Here is a 17591-nt window from a genome sequence, read left to right as displayed (position 1 = left end):
GCGGCAACAGCAGTGGCGACAACTCCGGAGACGACCAGTCAAACGGAGCCCAATAACCGTCGCAACGACCGTCGGCGGCAGGCAAGACACCCACTCATTGACGGCAACCGACGCCAGCCGGAACGGCAACCGGCAAAGCAACCGCAAAAAACATTGTGGCGGCAACGAATACCATCGTTGCCGCCACAATGCGTATCAGCATCCTCCAATCACCGGATCGCCATGGCAGACGCCCCCGGACGGTCAGTCGTCTGCCATATCGCGATTTTCATCGCTGCAATCCTACTTATGCAATCGTAGGGCGGTGATTTTCGCGCCGTCATGCGCCGAAGCCGAGATGCGTACGATCGCAGCGTCGTCAGCATTGTCGTTTTCTCCGGTATTCTCAATATTTTCCGCGGTTTCCGCAGTTTCTGCGGCATCCGGCAGCGGATACACGTCGATTGCCGTGGGATCGCCGTCGATGCGACGATGCTCGCCACGCTGCAATGGCAGGCCGTCGAGCGTCACTTCATACGCCGCGTTTTCACCGTCGCTTTCCGCGGAATCGGCAATCACCTCGATTTCCAAACGATGCGCCTGACCACGCCCGCGCATCGCATACTGGAATTCGCCACCAGCCAACGCGCGACGCCAATGCAACGTGCCGTCGGCACCCATCATGTCGTTATCGCCCGAATACCGATGATCGATTTCCGATTGCTGCTGACCGCATGCGATGGTGTCGACAACGGTCTGCTCGCTAGCGGCCTGACGCGCATCGATATCGGCCAGTTGCGCGCGCAACGCACACACGTTGCCATCGTCGGCAACCGGCAGATACACGGAATACCGGCAGCCATGCATACTGCTGAACTCATGCATGTCGAACAGCATGGTACGGCCGGAAACGTCCGTCGCGGCAACGGTGAGGCCATGCACGTACGGTCTGGAAACCTGCGCGCACGCCTTGACCGGATTGCCGTTGATGATCGGCATGGATACGAGCGGACGCAACGGACCGGTGGCAATATGACTCATACGGCCGGCGTCCGCGAATTCGCCGTCCATATCGTCGCTATCCGAAGCCAGCGCCATCACCTTCGGCCCCTTCATGAAACTGACCCAAGGCGAACCGTCCGGCATACGCTCGACGGTGATCCGCGGCCGCAACCGCATCACCACTTCCGCAACGCCGTTCCAGCGCAGACGCAACGGCAGATATCCTTCGGGAATATCGTTGGTGCGTGCCGGATCAAGCGTGCAGACGGCGCATGTGGCCTCCATGACGCCGTAATGCTCCGCCCACCACGGACGGCGCAGAAACAGCGTGGTTTCCCGCAAACCACCGGGAGTATCGGGAACATGCTCGGCCGTGGATTCCAATGTGAACGTCACCGTGTAATCGACGCCATCCTCAATGCGAGCGGCGCGCTGCGTGATGCGCAGACCCTGCTCCGGGCAGTCGAAGGTGGAATCGATGTACAGATTGACCAGCAGGCGCGTAGCTTCCGCCTCGGCATTGTTTGAAACGGTATTGCCCGTCTCGGCGGCAGAACTGGCAAAACCAGCAGCAGCCGAATCAGCCGAATCCTGCGCAGCCGGCCGCTGCAGCGCGTAAATCAATCGTCCATATCGGGCGTGATTCTCCAATCCCGAGCCGACGCAACACCAGAAGCATTCCTGAGGTGTGGAATAGGCACGATAATGCTGCGATCGCATCGGCGTGAAATACACGAATCCCGGCTGCTTCGGATTGATGGTGGACAGCAGGTGATTTTCCAGCACCCGCTCGTAGAAGTTGATATAGTCGGCGCTGCCGGAACGCAGCCACAGTCGTTCCGCAAGTTTCGACATGTTGTACGAATTGCAGGTTTCCGGGCCTTCTCGCGATTCGATCATGGATGAAAAATCGTCCGTCGGGTGGAAATGCTCGGACACGGAATGCGCGCCGATGCTTACGGAACGGTGATGTACCACGGAATCCCAGAAGGTGTTAGTGGCGGCGTCGGCCTGTTCATCGTTGCAAATCGCGCCCAAACGTTCCCATCCAAGCACTTTGGGAATCTGCGTGTTGGCGTGCATACCGGTGAGCACATCCTCGCCTTGCGCCAGCGGGTCGAAAATGGTGTGGTCTTTGAAGCGGTCGGCCATCACATGGTAGCGCTCCTCGCCGGTACGCGCGTACAGTTCGGCGAACGATTCGCACATGCCGCCGAATTCGCTCACCAGAATCCTGTCGAAGGTCTCGTCGTCCAGCGGCTCGGCGATACGGCACCACCAATCGGCCAGATCAAGCACGACGGTACGTGCCAGCTGCGAAGTCTGTTCATCGATAGAAGCAAAATCGGTCCATGTATCCAACAAACCGGCGAACGTTTTATGAACGTTGTACATGGGCACCCATGCGTCGTTCATCGAGAAATTCTGCGATTCAACATCGCCTGCGGCAAGGCGCCCGAACACGGTGCGAGAATCAGGCACACCACCCACATACCCGCGCATCACAGCATCGCCGGCAAACGACTGCTGGCATTCATGCCATGACCGCACCACGGTGGCGGCGCGGTCGATGAACGGTTGCGGATCGTCTGAGACTTGCGCGAATCCGACGCAAGCCGACAGATAATGCCCTGCGATATGGCCGTCAAGCCCCGTTTCCTCCCAATTCGGGTACGACGTTACCGGATTGCCGTCGGCATCGGTCGGCTGCGGCAGTCCCGCCTCCCTGCGGAAGGGATATAGCAGGCGATCGACGTCGAGATCAAGCAGGTACCGCGCGCCGGCCTGCTGCGCGTCAAAATGTTCTCCTGGCAGTAGCCTCACCTGCTGTAGGGGGACCCGTTCGAGAATATGCGAAGTCATATGCGCGCTCCTTTGCGTCGTCTACATACGTGTATCGAATACGTGTACAAACGTTTTTTACGAGAATACAGAACAAGGCCGCCACCGTGGGGAGGAGCCACGCCGACGGCCTTGTTCTATGCACCAAACGGTGCGGTTATCGAAGGAAGGAAAACAAGGTTCAATTATGGATTTTCAATTATGGATTGTTTGATCAGGCGATGAAGTTGGGCTTTACTTCATGCCGGTCATGGCGATGCCTTCGACGAAGCGCTTCTGCACCAAGAAGAAGACCACCAGCAGCGGCAGTGCGGAGATCAGGGCGCCTGCCATCACCACGCCGTACGGGGTGACGGAGGAACCGTGGCCGGTCAGCATTGCGAGGCCTGCGGTGATGGTGCGGGTCTCCGGCTTGGAAGTCATGATCAACGGCCAGAGCAGGTCGTTCCAGTTGCCCATGAAGTTGAACATGCCCACGGTGAGGATGGCCGGCACCGCGTTCGGCAGGATGATCTGCGCGAAGATGCGGAATTCGCCTGCGCCATCGATGCGGGCCGCGTTGTCGAGGTCCTTCGGAATGGAGATGAAGAACTGGCGCAGCAGGAAGATGCCGCCGACGTCGGCCATACGCGGGATGATGATGCCCCAGTAGCTGTTGATGAGGCCCATGTTGGCGAGCAGCTTGTACACCGGGATGAGCAGGGCCATGCCCGGGATCATCATGGTGGCGATCAGCACGCCGAGCAGCAGGCCACGGCCCTTAAAGTCCACACGGGACAGGCCGTAGGCGGCCAGGGAGTCGAAGAACACGGAGATGATGGTCACGGCACCGGCGAAGATGACGGTGTTGAGCATTTCTCGGCCGATCGGCAGACGTTTGAACAGCGACTGGTAGTTTTCAAGGGTGAACTGGCTCGGAATGAGCTTCGGCGGCCAGGTCTGCGTGATGGCGTTCGGGGTGAACGACACCAGCACGACGATCAGCAGCGGGAAGATCATCAGGATGGTGATGAGGATCAGTGCGAAGTAGCTGAAGCCCAGGCCGATGCGACGCTTGCGGGTCGCCTGCTTGCGAAGACGCTCGTTTTCGGCGTTGATGCGGGCATTCTCTTGCTCTTGTGCGGAAAGAGTCGCGGTGCTCATGCGATTTCCTCCTTCTCATGCTTGTTGTTGGTGTACAGCTGGATGAGGCCCACGATGAGCGTCATGATCAGCAGCACGTACGACAGTGCGGATGCGTAACCGAGCTTGCCGTTGCCGAATGCCTCGGTGTAGATGCGGTACACGATGGTTTCGGTGGCGCGTGCCGGGCCGCCGGAGGTCAGGATGAAGACCTGATCGAAGACCTGGAAGGAACCGATGAGGCCGAAGATGACCACATAGTTGAAGGTCGGGCGCAGCGCCGGAAGGGTGATGTAACGGAACTTCTGCCATGCGGAGGCGCCGTCGAGGGAAGCGGCCTCATACAGTTCGGCGGAGATGCCCTGCAGACCTGCGAGGAAGATGACCATGAAGTAGCCGAAGTTTTTCCACACGGTGATGAAGACGATGGCCGCCATGGCGGTTTCGCGGGTGCCGAGCAGATCGACGTGCGCGATGCCGGTCAGCTGCTGGATCCAGTACGGAACCAGGCCTAGCGACGGGGAGAGGATGAACTGCCATGCGATGGCGGCGACGGTCAGGGAGATGACGAACGGCAGGAACATGCAGGTACGGAAGAATCCGACGAACTTGAGATCCTTGCGGTTGAGCAGCAGTGCGAACGCGAGTGCGACGATCACGACGATCGGAGCGTAGGCCACTGCGTAGACGAGGGTGTTCTTGACGTCGGTCCAGAAGTCGGCGCTTTGGAACAGCTTGACGTAGTTGTCGAAGCCGACGAACTTGCCGGCGCGGTTGATGCGGTCGGAAGTCAGAGACGTGATGAACGTCTTGATTGCCGGATAGAAAACGAAGATTGCGAGAACGATGAGGGCCGGTGCGGTGAACAGCAGGCCGGTGCGCAGGTTGCGGGCCTGAATCGCCTTCTTGTTCTCCTTGGCCACTGCGGAATGCGCGGATCCTGGGGCGGCAGTTGCTTGTGCCATTATCTCCTCCTTAATGCCACCAGGGATGTGTTTTTAATACAGCAAAAGGCCACGTCGCTGGCGTGAGGGCCAGCACCGTGGCCTTTTGCTGGGGTGGTGAGCGGGTCAGGCCCGCTCACTTATGTTGATTGTAGGTGAATCCCGCTTCGCTTACTCGGCGTACTCGTCGAGGTAGCCCTGGATCTGGGATTCGGCGTCGTCCAGCAGGCTCTGGATGTCGTCGTCGGTGCGGGCGGTGTTGGAGGTCAGGGTGTCGACGGAGGCGGCGATGTCGCCGAAGCCGCCCTTGAGGCCTGCGATACCGATGAAGGACTTGCTGGTGTTCTCACCGATCTTGGCGATCAGCGGACGCTCGGAGAGCTCATCGGCGGTGACGGTGGTGTTGTTCGGCGGATAGGCGGAACCGAGGGACCAGGTCACCTGGTTGTCGTGGTTGTTGTAGAACTTGAAGAAGTCGTAGATGCCCTGCTTCTTAGCGGAGTCGCCAACCTGGGAGGTGACCCACCAGTACAGACCGGTGGAGCCGGTGTTGGAACCCTTGGTGCCGTCTGGGTACACATAGGTGCCGTCACCGTTCGGAACCGGGAACAGGTCGTGGTTGATGCCCTTGTCGGTGGAGGCCTGATCCTCCCACGGTCCGACGATCACCATTGCGGACTGGCCGGATTCGAAGGATTCACGAGCAGCGGTCTCATCCATGCCGGACACGGAGTAGCCGCCCTTGTAGAAGTCACGCATCTTCTCGAGGAAGGCCTTGTTCTCCTTGGTGTTGATGGAGACCTTGCCATCGGTGGTGTAGATGCCGGAGCCGTTGCCCTTCAGGAACGGAGCCCAGCCGAGATCCGGCAAAGCGATGCCGTACTGGGAGCCATCGGACTTGGTGAGCTTCTTAGCGACTTCGAGCAGCTCATCCCAGGTCTGCGGGTAGTCGGCGTCGGTCAGGCCGGCAGCCTTCCACATGTCGGTGTTGTACCACACGGCGGTCGGCGCGTAGCCCATCGGGACGCCGCACTTCTCTTCGGAACCGTCGATGTTGAAGGTGATCTGGTCAACGACGTTCTCGATGTACTCATCGGTGCCGCTGTCCTTGTCGTCATAGAAATCGGTGACGCACTGGAAGGTGCCGTCGATGGACCAGCCTTGGCCGTTGTCGGCGCCGGTGGTCACGAAGTCCGGGCCGTCGCCGGAGGTGACCTTGGTCACCATGGTCTCGCCGATGGTGCTCCACGGCTGCAGCTGGGCGTCGATCTCGTACTTGTCCTGGGACTTGTTGAAGTCGTCGACGATGGACTCGAGGGTCTTGCCATCGGCCTCAGAGAAGCCGTGCCACATCGTGATCTTGACCTTGCCGTCAGCGGTCGTCTCGGCGTCGTTGCTGCTGCCGCCGCAGGCGGACAGGCCGACGGTGGCCATCATGGCCAGGGAGGCCGCGGCCGCGAGAGCCTTGGTGCTCTTCTTGATCTTCATGGATTTCTCCTTTTCCTCTTGGTCTCCCAAGACATTTCCTCCAACCGTTGCCGTGACATTCATCAACAACCTTGTTTGCGATGTCGTTCACGCTTCGTCAGCTGCACTGCCGTTTGCAACGTTGTAATTCTGATTATACAGCTTTTTCCATCGTTGTACAAATCGGAAACACGCCGATGGAAAAGCTGTTTTCTTTATAATCTTCAATTATTCGTTTTTATTGGAATCGCAACGTTTCTTACGATTACGCAAGTCAGTTCGCTACCGGCGTTCCCGCAAGAGCGCCGCCATCGGCTGGCAGCACGTCCGTGGTGGTTGGGGTCCACAGATTGTCGGGTTCCGGCACGCCGAAGTCGGGGCCGTTCTCCGTCCACTTGACCACGCCGACACGGGCATGACGATTCGGGTCGAACAGCGGATCACCCTTGATCTCCGTGTAGTTGCGGCAATGGTAGATCATCAGGTCTTCGGAATCGTCCTCGGACTTGGTGAACGAATTATGCCCCGGACCATACTGGCCGTTCTCGGCGCAGGTCTTGAACACCGGCACCGGACTTTTGGTCCAGGAGGCCTTGTCCAGCAGATCGCTGCCGCGTTCGGCGGTCAGCAGTCCCACGGCATACGGAACGCCGGTGCCGGAGGCGGAGTACGTGATGTAGATCTTGTTTTCATGGAACAGAAAGGCCGGACCCTCGTTGACCAGGAAGTCGATGCACTCCCAGTCATATTCCGGCTTGGTGAGCATGACGGGCTCGCTGCCCAACGTCCACGGATTGGCCATCTTGGCGATGTACAGGTTGGAATTGCCTTCGATCGCGGGATCTTTCTGGGCCCACACCAGGTACTGCACGCCGTCGATCACCTCGGTGGTGGCGTCAAGCGCGAAGGAGTCGATCGGAGTGACGATCTGGCCCTTCTCCACCCAGTTGTCGGTGGTGGGGTCGTCATCGGTGTTCTCCAGCACAAACATACGATGCGTCGGCAGCCCGGAAGCCTCGAAATCCGTTGCGGCGCCTGCGAAGTAGATGTACCAAGCGCCGTTGATGCGGTGCAGTTCCGGCGCCCAAATATAGATGCTCGCGGGGCCGGATTCATGCTTGCGCCACACCACCGTTTCGGGGGCCTTCTGCAGGTCGTTGATATTCGATGCGTGACGAATGGCGATGCAGTTGTATTCCGGGTCGGAGCCAGTGAAGTAGTACTCGCCGTCAACTTTGAGGACCCAAGGATCTGCGCGCTGAAGCACGATCGGATTGTTGTAAACAGCCATGTCTATTCCTTTTCAATCCGCTGTTCCAGTAATTTACAACGTTGAATATATCACTATTACAACGTTGTAACAAATCGGAGGAACGCACCGCGTGTTTCTCGCATCCGACTCCTCGGAAGAATCGAATCGCAGTACCCGGCAACAGACAATCGCCAGAAAGGGAAAACAAAAACCTCGGCACCGGCAATCCGTAAAAAACCGGACGCAAGCGCCGAGGCACCAATCACTTCCTTTCTTCCAAAAGAAGAAGAAAAAGAAGGAAGGAAGATCACACCACCAAGGAATTCGTGGGCAGCTTGGTGGACTGACGCACCACCAACGACGACGAAACCTTGCGGAACACCTTCTGCTCCGGCTTGAGATCCTTCGACGGCGAAACCCCGTCGATACGATCCTTCAGCAATTTCACCGACAGACGCGCCACCGCCTCAAGACCGGGAGCAATCGACGTCAACGCAGGAGACAAATACTGCGAATCGTCGGAATTATCAAAACCGATCACCGAAATATCTTCGGGAATGCGCAGATTGTGCATCTGGATCGCATGCATCACACCGGAGGCGAGCATGTCGTTCAGCGCGACGACGCCGTCGGGAACCACGCCGGAATCAAGCAGCGCGTTCATCACGCGCACGCCATCGCTACGATGCCACATGCCCGACTCGACCACCAAACGCTCGTCGAATTCGACGCCGGCCTCCTCCAACGCCTCAAGGTAGCCCTGATAGCGCAGCGCGGCGGAGCCGACCTTCTCGCCCGGATGCACGCCGACCACGGCCACGCGCTTGCAGCCGGTCTGCAGCAGATACGACGTGGCGCGCTTGGCACCTTCCACGTTTTCCGTGGCGATATGGTCCACCTTGTCGGTGAAGATGCGTTCGCCGACAAGCACCAGCGGATAGTCCACGTCCAATTGGTCGACATCATCCTGATCAAGTTCCAATGGACTGTAGATCAGGCCGTCGATCATCGTCTGCTGGGAGCCGTGCAACGCCTCAATCTCGCCTTCGCGCGAGTATTGCGTCGGCTCGACGATCACGCGCAGGCCCAGCTTCTTGGCCTCTTCGATGACCAGCGACGAAAGCTGCGCGAAGTACGGCATCTGCAGATCGGGAATGGCGAGGCCGATGATGCCGGTCTGCCCCCTACGCAGATTGCGCGCGGACACGTTCAACGTGTAGCCGAGCTCGTCGATGGCCTTGTTGACCTTGTCTCGCGTGGCCTGCGACACGAACTCGTAATCGTTGACCACATTGGACACCGTTTTGATCGATACGCCGGCCGCCTTCGCGACCTCGCGCATGGTCACCACGTGCTCGCCGTTGGCGCCATTCTGCTTCGGCATGTCAACCCCTTTTCACCAAAAACGTCTCATACATTCGGCCCCAACACCGGCTTTCGCCCCTTGCAGCGCTGAAGCCAACGAAATCAGCCTTGATTGCCGGAAACCACGATTTTCATCGTTATATCAGCATAGTCCGGATTGAGCTCTTCCGCCGCCTGCATGTCCAGTATCGGCATACCCTCCTTGGACCAGTGCACGCGGCGCACCTGGGCGTCGCGGCCGCCATACCGTCCATTCTCGTATTCCGCATTGTGAAATACATAGATGAGATTGCCGTCCTCATCGTTCGACCACATGCCATGTCCGGTGCCGAGCTGCCACTGCCCGTTGTATACTCCGGATTTCTGCAGCGGATAGTCGAGCTTCGTCCACACGTTCGGATCGGTCAGATCGGCGTCCTGCCCGGCCGGAGCGGTGACCAGACCGGTGGTGTAATCGATGCCGACCAGCGAGCCGGAATAGATCAGATAGATCGTGCCGTCATGCACGATGGCGTTCGGACCTTCGGCGATCATATTGTCCCACGCGAATTCCGGTACAACGACCTGCTTCGGCTCGCAGGTAAGCCGTTCCGGACGGGCCGGATCGAAGCTGGCGATCCAAATGCTGCCGACCTGCTGCCACGCGTAATACCAGCGGCCGGAATCGCTGATGACGGTCATGTCGAGCGAGATACGTTGGATGGGATTGAGCACGCCGCCGGTCGGTGTGAGAATCGGCTTCGGCACCGTCCAGTTTTCGGGTTCGCGCGGATCGAAATCCGTGCCGTCGGAATGCTGCTTGAGCTGCATGATATGGCAGCTGCCCGTCCACATGTCCGGCTTGCCCGCGCGATCGTTGGGCGTGCCGTCTGGATTGGTGGCCGGCCCATCGAAGCATGGCATGAAGAGCACCGACAGTTTTCCATCGATGACATGCAGTTCCGGCGCCCAGAAGCAGCCGGTCATGGCGCGTCCTTCAGCGTTGTAATCACCGCATTTGAGCAGATCGATTTCCTTGGCACGGCCGCCCGCCGCGTCGGAAAGCGCTTCGATGGAGTCGGCGATGCGCAACGGCATATGCGTGGCGCCATCGTTCGGATCGACGCAGTTGCCGTCGGTATCGTCGGTGGCGATGAACATGAACATCGGCTTGCCGTTGAAATTCCAAGCGAACACCGACGGGTCCGCACGCTCCACGGCAAATGGCACCGGGTATACGGTTTGGCGGATGCGGCCGCTCACCGTGCGCGTGTCGCCCGGCTGGAGCTTGCCTTCGGCGGCGTCCTGCGCAATCGCCTCAAGTTCGTCTTTGTTCCAATCCACGGCACGGGTGGCACCGGAACCGTCGCTGTAGACGAGATCGGCGCGGACCTTGGCGAGTGCCTGCACGGCTTCACGGGCCGCTTCCCTGCTTGCCGCCATGTCGATATGCTGCGTCGCCACCGATGTTTCAACGTTGTAAATACGACCGAATCGTTCGATCAGTTTCGATGCTTCTTCTTCAGTGACGGCAATCACGTTGCCAGGAACGGCATTGGGAATATTGCAATCGCAGGAACGGCTTGATTCCGCCGTTACCACAGCTTCCGCAATATCGATCGGCTCGCCGGATTCGGCCGCGGCGACAATATCGGCAACGGTCGCGACATACGATTTGCCGTCGTTCGACGTCCAGGAAATCACATAACGGGAGGCGTCCGCGTCGAATACGACAGACGGACGATTGACGCCACCGCCGGTACGCAGCATCACCAGTCCAAGCTGCGCGAAGGAGGTCAGATCGTCGCTGACGGCCAACAGGAACGCCGATCGCTCGGAGCCATCCGGCTCGCCGCCGCGCGCGGTACGGGTGGCGGCGAGCGCGAATCGGCCATCCGCAAGGCGGAACAGATACGGGTTCTTCAGGGATTTCAACGTGATGTCGATCCCCGGCATCACCGCGCCATATGCGACGGCATCGGTGGCCGGATGCGCCTCATCGAACGGATCGGCGACGAAATGCGCCGCCGCGACGCACGCTCGGCGCGACTCGGCGGTGGCGGCCTGAATAGGCACGCCGGCGGCGAAGAAAATACCGTAATTCTCGTTGAGCGGCTCCCATTGGGCGGCCCCATCGGCACGCAACGCAAGGTGCATGCTATAGGCGATGTCCTCATTATTCGCCTTTTCACGGCCGGTAGCTTCGCGCGTGTAGCACAGCAATTCGTAGGAACTCGACATCGAGAAACCCCTTATGATTCGACTTTTCTTTACAACGTTGTACACTATACAAGAAATTACATCGTTGTACAAATCAATGTCATCCGCAAGGAAGGGGAAAAATGAAATTCCGTACAACAGCAAAGCAGATCGCGGCAGGCATCATCGCCGCAGCCATGCTGGTCGGAACGCTCACCGGATGCTCCGGCAATTCGACGAAGCAATCGTCCGCATCGTCGAAAGCCGAAACCAGCACCGCCAGCATCAAGCGCGGCGAATCGCATGATCCCTCCATCGTCAAAGCCAACGGAAAATACTATATTTTCGGCTCGCATCGCGCTTGGCTCAAAAGCGACGATCTGATCAACTGGAGCACCTTCACCAACAATCTGAGCACCGACTACGAGAAGATCTTCAAAGACATTTGGGACGGCTGGGCGAAGCAGTCCTCCAATCCTGACGTCAAAGGCAACATGTGGGCACCGGACGTGATCTGGAACGAGACCATGGGCAAGTGGTGCATGTACATGTCGATCAACGGCGCGAACTACCGTTCTGTGATCGTGTTGCTCACCGCCGACGACATCGAAGGCGATTGGACGTACGTTGGCCCAGTGGTCTATTCCGGCTTCGAACGCGTGAACGTGAAGAAGACCGACGTGCCGCAGGTGCTTGGCGAGGATGCCGACATCACCCGTTACACCTCGCAGACCGACACCGGCATCAACGCCATCGACCCGTGCGTGAAAACCGATGACAACGGCGACATGTGGATGACCTTCGGCTCCTGGTTCGGCGGCATGTGGATGTTCAAGCTCGACCCGACGACCGGCCTGCGCGACTACAACTCCACCTACCCCACCGAAGCGAACAAGTCCGACGCCTACTATGGCGTGAAGCTCGGCGGCGGCTTCGGCAACTCCGGCGAAGGCTCCTACCTGCTGCACGACAACGGCTACTGGTATCTATTCGCCTCCTACGGCGCGCTGCAGCAGACCGGTGGCTACCAGATCCGCATGTTCCGCTCCAAGGACATCACCGGCCCGTACGTTGACGAAGCCGGCAACACCGCGATTTCCACCAAGGCCATCGGCAACAACTGGCAAAGCGACATCGGTGAGCGCCTGATGAGCTCGATCCAGTGGAGCGGCAACGACAACGCGAATATCGAAGTCTCCCAGGGCCACAATTCCGCGTTCGTTGACGACGACAGCACCGCTTACCTCGTGTACCATACCCGTTTCTCCGGTTCCGGCGAAAAGCATGAGGTGCGCGTGCACGAGCTGCTGCCGACCGCCGACGGATGGCTGGTGGCCGCACCGTACGAATACACGGGCACCAAGGCCGACAAGAAGGGCTACAAGACCGCCGACATCGCCGGCGATTACGAGATGGTGACGCACGACAAGTCCAGTTATTTCAAGGGGCCGAAGAAGGTCACCGATAAGACGAGCACCGACTATCGCGGCGTGAACAAGCCCATCAACATCACCCTGAAGGAAGACGGCACCGTGACCGGCGACCAGACGGGCACTTGGGAGGCCGTGGAAGGCGCCAACCAGATGACGCTTAAGCTCACCGGCAACGAGGGCGAAGTCACGTATTCCGGCGCGTTCGACAAGCTTCCACGAGACAAGGATCGCAAGGCAGTCATGACCTTCAGCGCTCTGGGCACAAACAATCTGTGCATTTGGGGGTCGCAGAAGTGAGTGAAAACGGCACAACAACCGTGAATGCTGCAGTGCAATCGTCTGCAGAACCACTATCTGCGGCACCGGCCACCTCGCCCAACGGCATCGAGCACACGCTCGCCAACGGTCGGGTGGCCGTGCACGATCCCGCAATCGTCGAAGAGAACGGCATCTACTACCTGTTCGGCACGCATCGCCGGTGCGCACGCAGCACGGATATGGTGCATTGGGAACGGTTCGATAACAATCTGAGCCGCGACCCGTACGCGCTGCTCGGCGATATTTGGCAGGCATGGCCGAAACAGGATTCCAATCCCGACCTGCTCGGCAACACGTGGGCGCCCGACGTGATCTGGAACGAGACCATGGGCAAGTGGTGCATGTACCTGTCGGTGAACGGCGACCAGTTCCGCTCGGTGATCGTGCTGTTGACCGCCGACCATCTGGACGGCGACTGGACGTACGTGGGGCCGGTGGTCTACTCCGGTTTCGACGAGCACAATCTGTGGAACACCGACGTGCCGAAAGTGCTGGAACTCGAGCCGAACGCCGAAGGCACCACCGACTATGATCTGACGCGCTATCTGTCGTTGAAGGACACACGCATCAACGCCATCGACGCAGCGCCCGCATTGTGCGAGCACAGCGAAATGTGGATGAGTTTCGGTTCATGGTTCGGCGGCATCTGGATGTTCAAGCTCGATTCGAAAACCGGCTTGCGCGATTATTCCGTGCGATACCCGCTGGTCAAGGATTCCTCCGATCCTTATTACGGCGTGAAAGTGGCCGGAGGCTACTGGAATTCCGGCGAAGGATCGTACTTCATTCGTGAAAACGGATGGTGGTATCTGTTCATGTCGTACGGCTGGCTTGGGCGCACCGGCGGATATCAGATTCGTCTGTTCCGTTCAAAATCGCTGCTTGGCCCGTACGTGGACCAGAACGGCAATCCCGCGATTTCGTACGGTGAGATTCCCGACAATCAGGAGCGCGGCACCGGCATTCGATTGACGTCTTCCGTACAGTGGGATGGCGGTCCGGCAGAGCTTGCCGATGTCGAAGTCTCGCAGGGGCATAATTCCGCCATTCGTCGGTCGAAGGACGGTCGCATGTTCCTCGTCTACCACACCCGTTTCGCGGAACGCTTTAGCGAGGGCGATGATGAAGATTACGAATCTCACGTACGCGAATTACTGCCGACTTCCGACGGCTGGCTGGTTGCGGCACCATACGAATACCGCGGTTCCGTTGCCGTTGCGCCGACCGGCATTGCCGATATCACAGGCGATTACAACGTTGTACTGCATGATCAGCATACGTTCTTCAACGGCAAGCAAGAGGATGATGGCACGTACGCTGGCATCAATCGTCCGACGCGATATACGTTCCATGAGGACGGGCGGATCACCCGGGGTGAAATCGTAAGTTTCTTCGATACTCCCGACGCGAATCTGCCGAGGTCAACGGACGGGCCGATCACCTGCGGATCGTGGAAACCGCTTTCCGGCGCCGTGAACGGATTCAACTGTTGCGCAAGCGACGCGGAAATCCGATTGGACGACGTGACCTACATTGCACGGTTCGCAACACTCCCCCGCGAGATCGACGGCAAGCCGGTCATGACGTTCTCCGCAATCGGCAACAATGTCTGCATTTGGGGATCGCAATCCTGAATTTCCGAGTTTCCGAATAATCCGGAAAAACTGGAAAATCCGGAAACTCGGGAATCCTATGAAATCAAAAAGCAAAGGGCTTGTGACATACTCGCAAGTACATCACAAGCCCTTCAGCTACGAGAACCGAAAACCCGCGGAAATCAGCGCTCGGAACGGTTGATGGCCGAAATAATGGCCTTCAGCGAGCTGGTGACGATGGACGTGTCAATGCCGACGCCCCACACGATCTGAGGATCCTCTTCCTCACCGATCTGGCATTCCACGTAGGAGGCGGCCATGGCGTCGGTGCCGACGGACATGGTGTGCTCCACGTAATCCATCACGGAAGCCTCGATGCCGAAGTTGCTCAGCGCGTTCAGGAAAGCGGCAAGCGGGCCGTTGCCCATGCCGGAAACCTCACGCTCCACCGGCTCATCAACGCCGACGTTCACGCCACGGTCAAGAATCCTGGCCTTCAGCACGGTATCGGAACCATCTTCACCGGAAGACACCGACACCTTCAGCAGCTTCAGACGGCCCCACTGCTCGAGGGACTCGTCCTTGCTGTCGCCGACCACGGCACCAGCCGCAGTAGCGCCGGACTCTTCGACCGGCAGATACTCGTCCTTGAACAGACGCCAAATATCCTCGTCCTTGACTTCCTTCTTGGTCTCATCGGCGTACGCCTGCACAACCTTGTCGAACTCGACCTGCAGACGCTTCGGCAGATCAAGATTGTGGTTGGTCTTCAGCAGGTAGGCCATGCCACCCTTGCCGGACTGGGAGTTCACGCGGATGATGGCCTCGTACGTGCGGCCGATATCCTTCGGATCGATCGGCAGGTACGGCACCAGCCACACGAAGCTGTCCAAATCGGCACCGGCACGATCGGCGGCCACCTGACGAGCCTCAAGACCCTTCTTGATGGCATCCTGGTGAGAACCGGAGAAGGCGGTGAACACGAAATTGCCGGCATACGGGTGACGCTCGGAAATCTTCAACTGGTTGCAGTACTCAACCGTCTTGCGAATCTCAGGAACGTTGGAATAATCGATCTGCGGATCGATGCCCTGCGTGAGGAAGTTCAGACCAAGCGTGACCAGATCGACGTTGCCGGTGCGCTCGCCGTTGCCCAGCAGGCAGCCTTCGACACGATCGGCGCCGGCAAGCACGGCCAGCTCGGTGGCGGCCACGCCCATGCCCTCGTCGTTGTGCGGGTGCAGCGACAGCACCACGGCGTCGCGCGGCACCAGATTGTTCGACACGTATTCCACCTGATCGGCGAACACGTTCGGAGTGGTCATTTCCACCGTTGCCGGCAGATTGATGATCATCGGATGCTCCGGAGTCGGCTTGATGACGTCGATCACCGCATTGCACACCTCAACGGCGTACTCCGGCTCGGTGCCGGTGAAGGATTCCGGAGAATACTCGTAATACAGGTCGATGCCCTGGGCTTCGCCCTCAAGCTCCTTGCACAGGGTGGCCGCGTCGGTGGCGAGCTTCTTGATGCCGGCTTTATCCTTGCGGAACACGACCTCACGCTGTAGCACGGACACGGAGTTATAGAAGTGCACGACGGCGCGCTTGGCACCCTTCAGGCACTCGTAAGTCTTGCGAATCAGGTGCTCGCGAGCCTGCGTCAGCACCACGATCGTAACATCGTCAGGAATGAGCTCACGCTCGATCAGCATACGAATGAAATCGTAATCGGTTTCGGAAGCCGACGGGAAGCCGACCTCGATCTCCTTGAAGCCCATCGACACGAGCAGATTCCAGAAACGCAGCTTGCGCTCGGAATCCATCGGGTTGACGAGGGCCTGGTTGCCGTCGCGAAGATCGACGGAGCACCAACGCGGTGCACGCTGCAGTCGCTTGCCCGGCCACGTACGCTCCGGGAAATCAAACGGCACCTGCTTATCGTATGCGACGTACTTGTTGTACGGCATCTTGCTGGGCTTTTGCGGAGCTCCAATATAACGCGCCGGAGGCAGCAGCGGGTCGTTGTTCCCTCCGTTGGACGCTGCAGCCACTGCCGCGAGATCAAACACTGAAGATTGATCCTGACCCATCACTCCTCCTTATCTGTAAAGCTGGGCAGGCCTTCTGCCGGCCCACATTGTTACGTGCATGTTACCTACCTGCACTGCCGCCCATAGTAGCGGCAACCAATCCCATATATCGCCGGCATTCCGCCATATGACGGACAGACCACGATTTTCGTCTCTTTTTCACCTCATATCCAAATTTGCCGCATTACAGTGAGCATCATGACCTTGCGATTCAACAGCGACGGCACCTTCCGTGTGCTGCAGATGGCCGATATTCAGGACGGACCAAACGTGCGCGAAGACACGATCCGTCTCATCGAAGCCGCCATCAAGAAAACGCATCCCGATCTGATCGTCTTCACCGGCGATCAGATTCGCGGATACGACCCCGCGTACATCGACACGTTCCTGCGCCGTCGCGGAGAGCAGCCGGGCACGCACATACGAGCGGTCACCGAAATCGAAGCGAAAATCCGCGGCATCAAACGACATCCCTTCACCAAAGCGTTGCTCGAACAGCCCCCGACCGACGACAATTGGATGATCGACGGCATCGGCACCGACTCGCCGAAACTCGTGAAACGCAACAAACGCGACGGGCGCAACGGATCCGCCAACAAGCTTGAATCATGGGCGCAATCCATCAATCGCGCGACCGCCGCGGCCATACTCGACAGCACGCGGCAGAAAGTACGAGACACGTTCGCAGCATTCCTTGGACCTGCATTGGAAGCGCGAATCCCCTTTGCCGCAACCTACGGCAACCACGATTTCCAGTGCGGCATTCTCGCCGACGAACAGGATGACATCTACCGAGAGTTTTCCGGTTGCATGAATCCCGTTGCCGGGTCGTCTCCTTTGGCGCTCGAACCAGGCACGTTTGCGATTCCGATCGAGGCTTCCGACGGGTCTGGGCGCATTGCGATGAGCGTGATGATGGTGAATTCCGGCGACTATGCGGATAATGCGTTTGACGGCGATCGCAGTAATTCCGGCGATCGCGAGCATGCTGGGGATACTGG

General features: G+C 58.8%; 10 protein-coding genes and 1 pseudogene. 3 read left to right on the top strand and 8 right to left on the bottom strand.

Annotation, left to right across the window (positions count from 1 at the left end):
* Nucleotides 1-282 precede the first annotated feature (282 nt).
* The 7 genes from Q5H33_RS06540 to Q5H33_RS06510 form a co-directional block, all read right to left on the bottom strand.
* Entirely contained in the window at nt 283-2844 is a 2562-nt protein-coding gene (locus tag Q5H33_RS06540; protein WP_302423645.1) for a beta-L-arabinofuranosidase domain-containing protein, read from the bottom strand.
* 213 nt (nt 2845-3057) lie between these two features.
* A complete protein-coding gene (locus tag Q5H33_RS06535) occupies nt 3058-3966 on the bottom strand; it encodes a carbohydrate ABC transporter permease (protein ID WP_302423644.1) in 909 nt (302 codons plus the stop codon).
* Entirely contained in the window at nt 3963-4910 is a 948-nt protein-coding gene (locus Q5H33_RS06530; RefSeq protein ID WP_004220281.1) for a carbohydrate ABC transporter permease, read from the bottom strand. Before Q5H33_RS06530 ends, Q5H33_RS06535 begins: the two co-directional genes overlap by 4 nt.
* Before the next feature lie 150 nt (nt 4911-5060).
* Nucleotides 5061-6377: an ABC transporter substrate-binding protein gene (locus tag Q5H33_RS06525; RefSeq protein ID WP_033524187.1), complete on the bottom strand. Its 1317-nt coding sequence runs from the start codon at nt 6375-6377 to the stop codon at nt 5061-5063.
* Between the two features lie 253 nt (nt 6378-6630).
* A complete protein-coding gene (locus Q5H33_RS06520; RefSeq protein WP_117502021.1) occupies nt 6631-7647 on the bottom strand; it encodes a family 43 glycosylhydrolase in 1017 nt (338 codons plus the stop codon).
* 268 nt (nt 7648-7915) lie between these two features.
* Nucleotides 7916-8992 carry a LacI family DNA-binding transcriptional regulator gene (locus Q5H33_RS06515; RefSeq protein WP_022245262.1) on the bottom strand — a complete coding sequence of 359 codons (1077 nt, stop codon included), beginning with the start codon at nt 8990-8992 and terminating at the stop codon, nt 7916-7918.
* A gap of 83 nt (nt 8993-9075) precedes the next feature.
* Nucleotides 9076-11193 (bottom strand): family 43 glycosylhydrolase, encoded by a 2118-nt coding sequence (locus Q5H33_RS06510; protein ID WP_302423640.1) that lies wholly within the window; start codon nt 11191-11193, stop codon nt 9076-9078.
* A 101-nt stretch (nt 11194-11294) separates the two neighbouring features.
* On the opposite strand from Q5H33_RS06510, the gene Q5H33_RS06505 reads away from it, so the two are divergent.
* Both Q5H33_RS06505 and Q5H33_RS06500 read left to right on the top strand, forming a co-directional pair.
* Nucleotides 11295-12881: a glycoside hydrolase family 43 protein gene (locus Q5H33_RS06505; RefSeq protein ID WP_302423639.1), complete on the top strand. Its 1587-nt coding sequence runs from the start codon at nt 11295-11297 to the stop codon at nt 12879-12881.
* On the top strand, nt 12878-14536 hold the full coding sequence (locus Q5H33_RS06500; RefSeq protein ID WP_302423637.1) for a glycoside hydrolase family 43 protein: 1659 nt from the start codon (nt 12878-12880) through the stop codon (nt 14534-14536). The genes Q5H33_RS06505 and Q5H33_RS06500 overlap by 4 nt, the downstream gene beginning before the upstream one ends.
* 143 nt (nt 14537-14679) lie before the next feature.
* Here Q5H33_RS06500 and leuA read toward each other — a convergent pair whose 3' ends face one another.
* A complete protein-coding gene (gene leuA, locus Q5H33_RS06495) occupies nt 14680-16590 on the bottom strand; it encodes a 2-isopropylmalate synthase (protein WP_302423635.1) in 1911 nt (636 codons plus the stop codon).
* 198 nt (nt 16591-16788) lie between these two features.
* Here leuA and Q5H33_RS06490 point away from each other — a divergent pair.
* Nucleotides 16789-17591: pseudogene (locus tag Q5H33_RS06490) on the top strand (metallophosphoesterase); the annotation flags it as partial.

Origin of the sequence: uncultured Bifidobacterium sp. (genome assembly GCF_959020145.1) — a bacterium.
GTDB lineage: Bacteria > Actinomycetota > Actinomycetes > Actinomycetales > Bifidobacteriaceae > Bifidobacterium.
The sequence above is the reverse complement of the archived record's forward strand: the minus strand, read 5'-3'. Positions and strand labels throughout refer to the sequence as shown.

Coding starts and splice junctions, on each gene's coding strand:
- Q5H33_RS06540 (WP_302423645.1), bottom strand. CDS start 2,844: ATGACTTCGCATATTCTCGAACGGGTCCCCCTACAGCAGGTGAGGCTA.
- Q5H33_RS06535 (WP_302423644.1), bottom strand. CDS start 3,966: ATGAGCACCGCGACTCTTTCCGCACAAGAGCAAGAGAATGCCCGCATC.
- Q5H33_RS06530 (WP_004220281.1), bottom strand. CDS start 4,910: ATGGCACAAGCAACTGCCGCCCCAGGATCCGCGCATTCCGCAGTGGCC.
- Q5H33_RS06525 (WP_033524187.1), bottom strand. CDS start 6,377: ATGAAGATCAAGAAGAGCACCAAGGCTCTCGCGGCCGCGGCCTCCCTG.
- Q5H33_RS06520 (WP_117502021.1), bottom strand. CDS start 7,647: ATGGCTGTTTACAACAATCCGATCGTGCTTCAGCGCGCAGATCCTTGG.
- Q5H33_RS06515 (WP_022245262.1), bottom strand. CDS start 8,992: ATGCCGAAGCAGAATGGCGCCAACGGCGAGCACGTGGTGACCATGCGC.
- Q5H33_RS06510 (WP_302423640.1), bottom strand. CDS start 11,193: ATGTCGAGTTCCTACGAATTGCTGTGCTACACGCGCGAAGCTACCGGC.
- Q5H33_RS06505 (WP_302423639.1), top strand. CDS start 11,295: ATGAAATTCCGTACAACAGCAAAGCAGATCGCGGCAGGCATCATCGCC.
- leuA (WP_302423635.1), bottom strand. CDS start 16,590: ATGGGTCAGGATCAATCTTCAGTGTTTGATCTCGCGGCAGTGGCTGCA.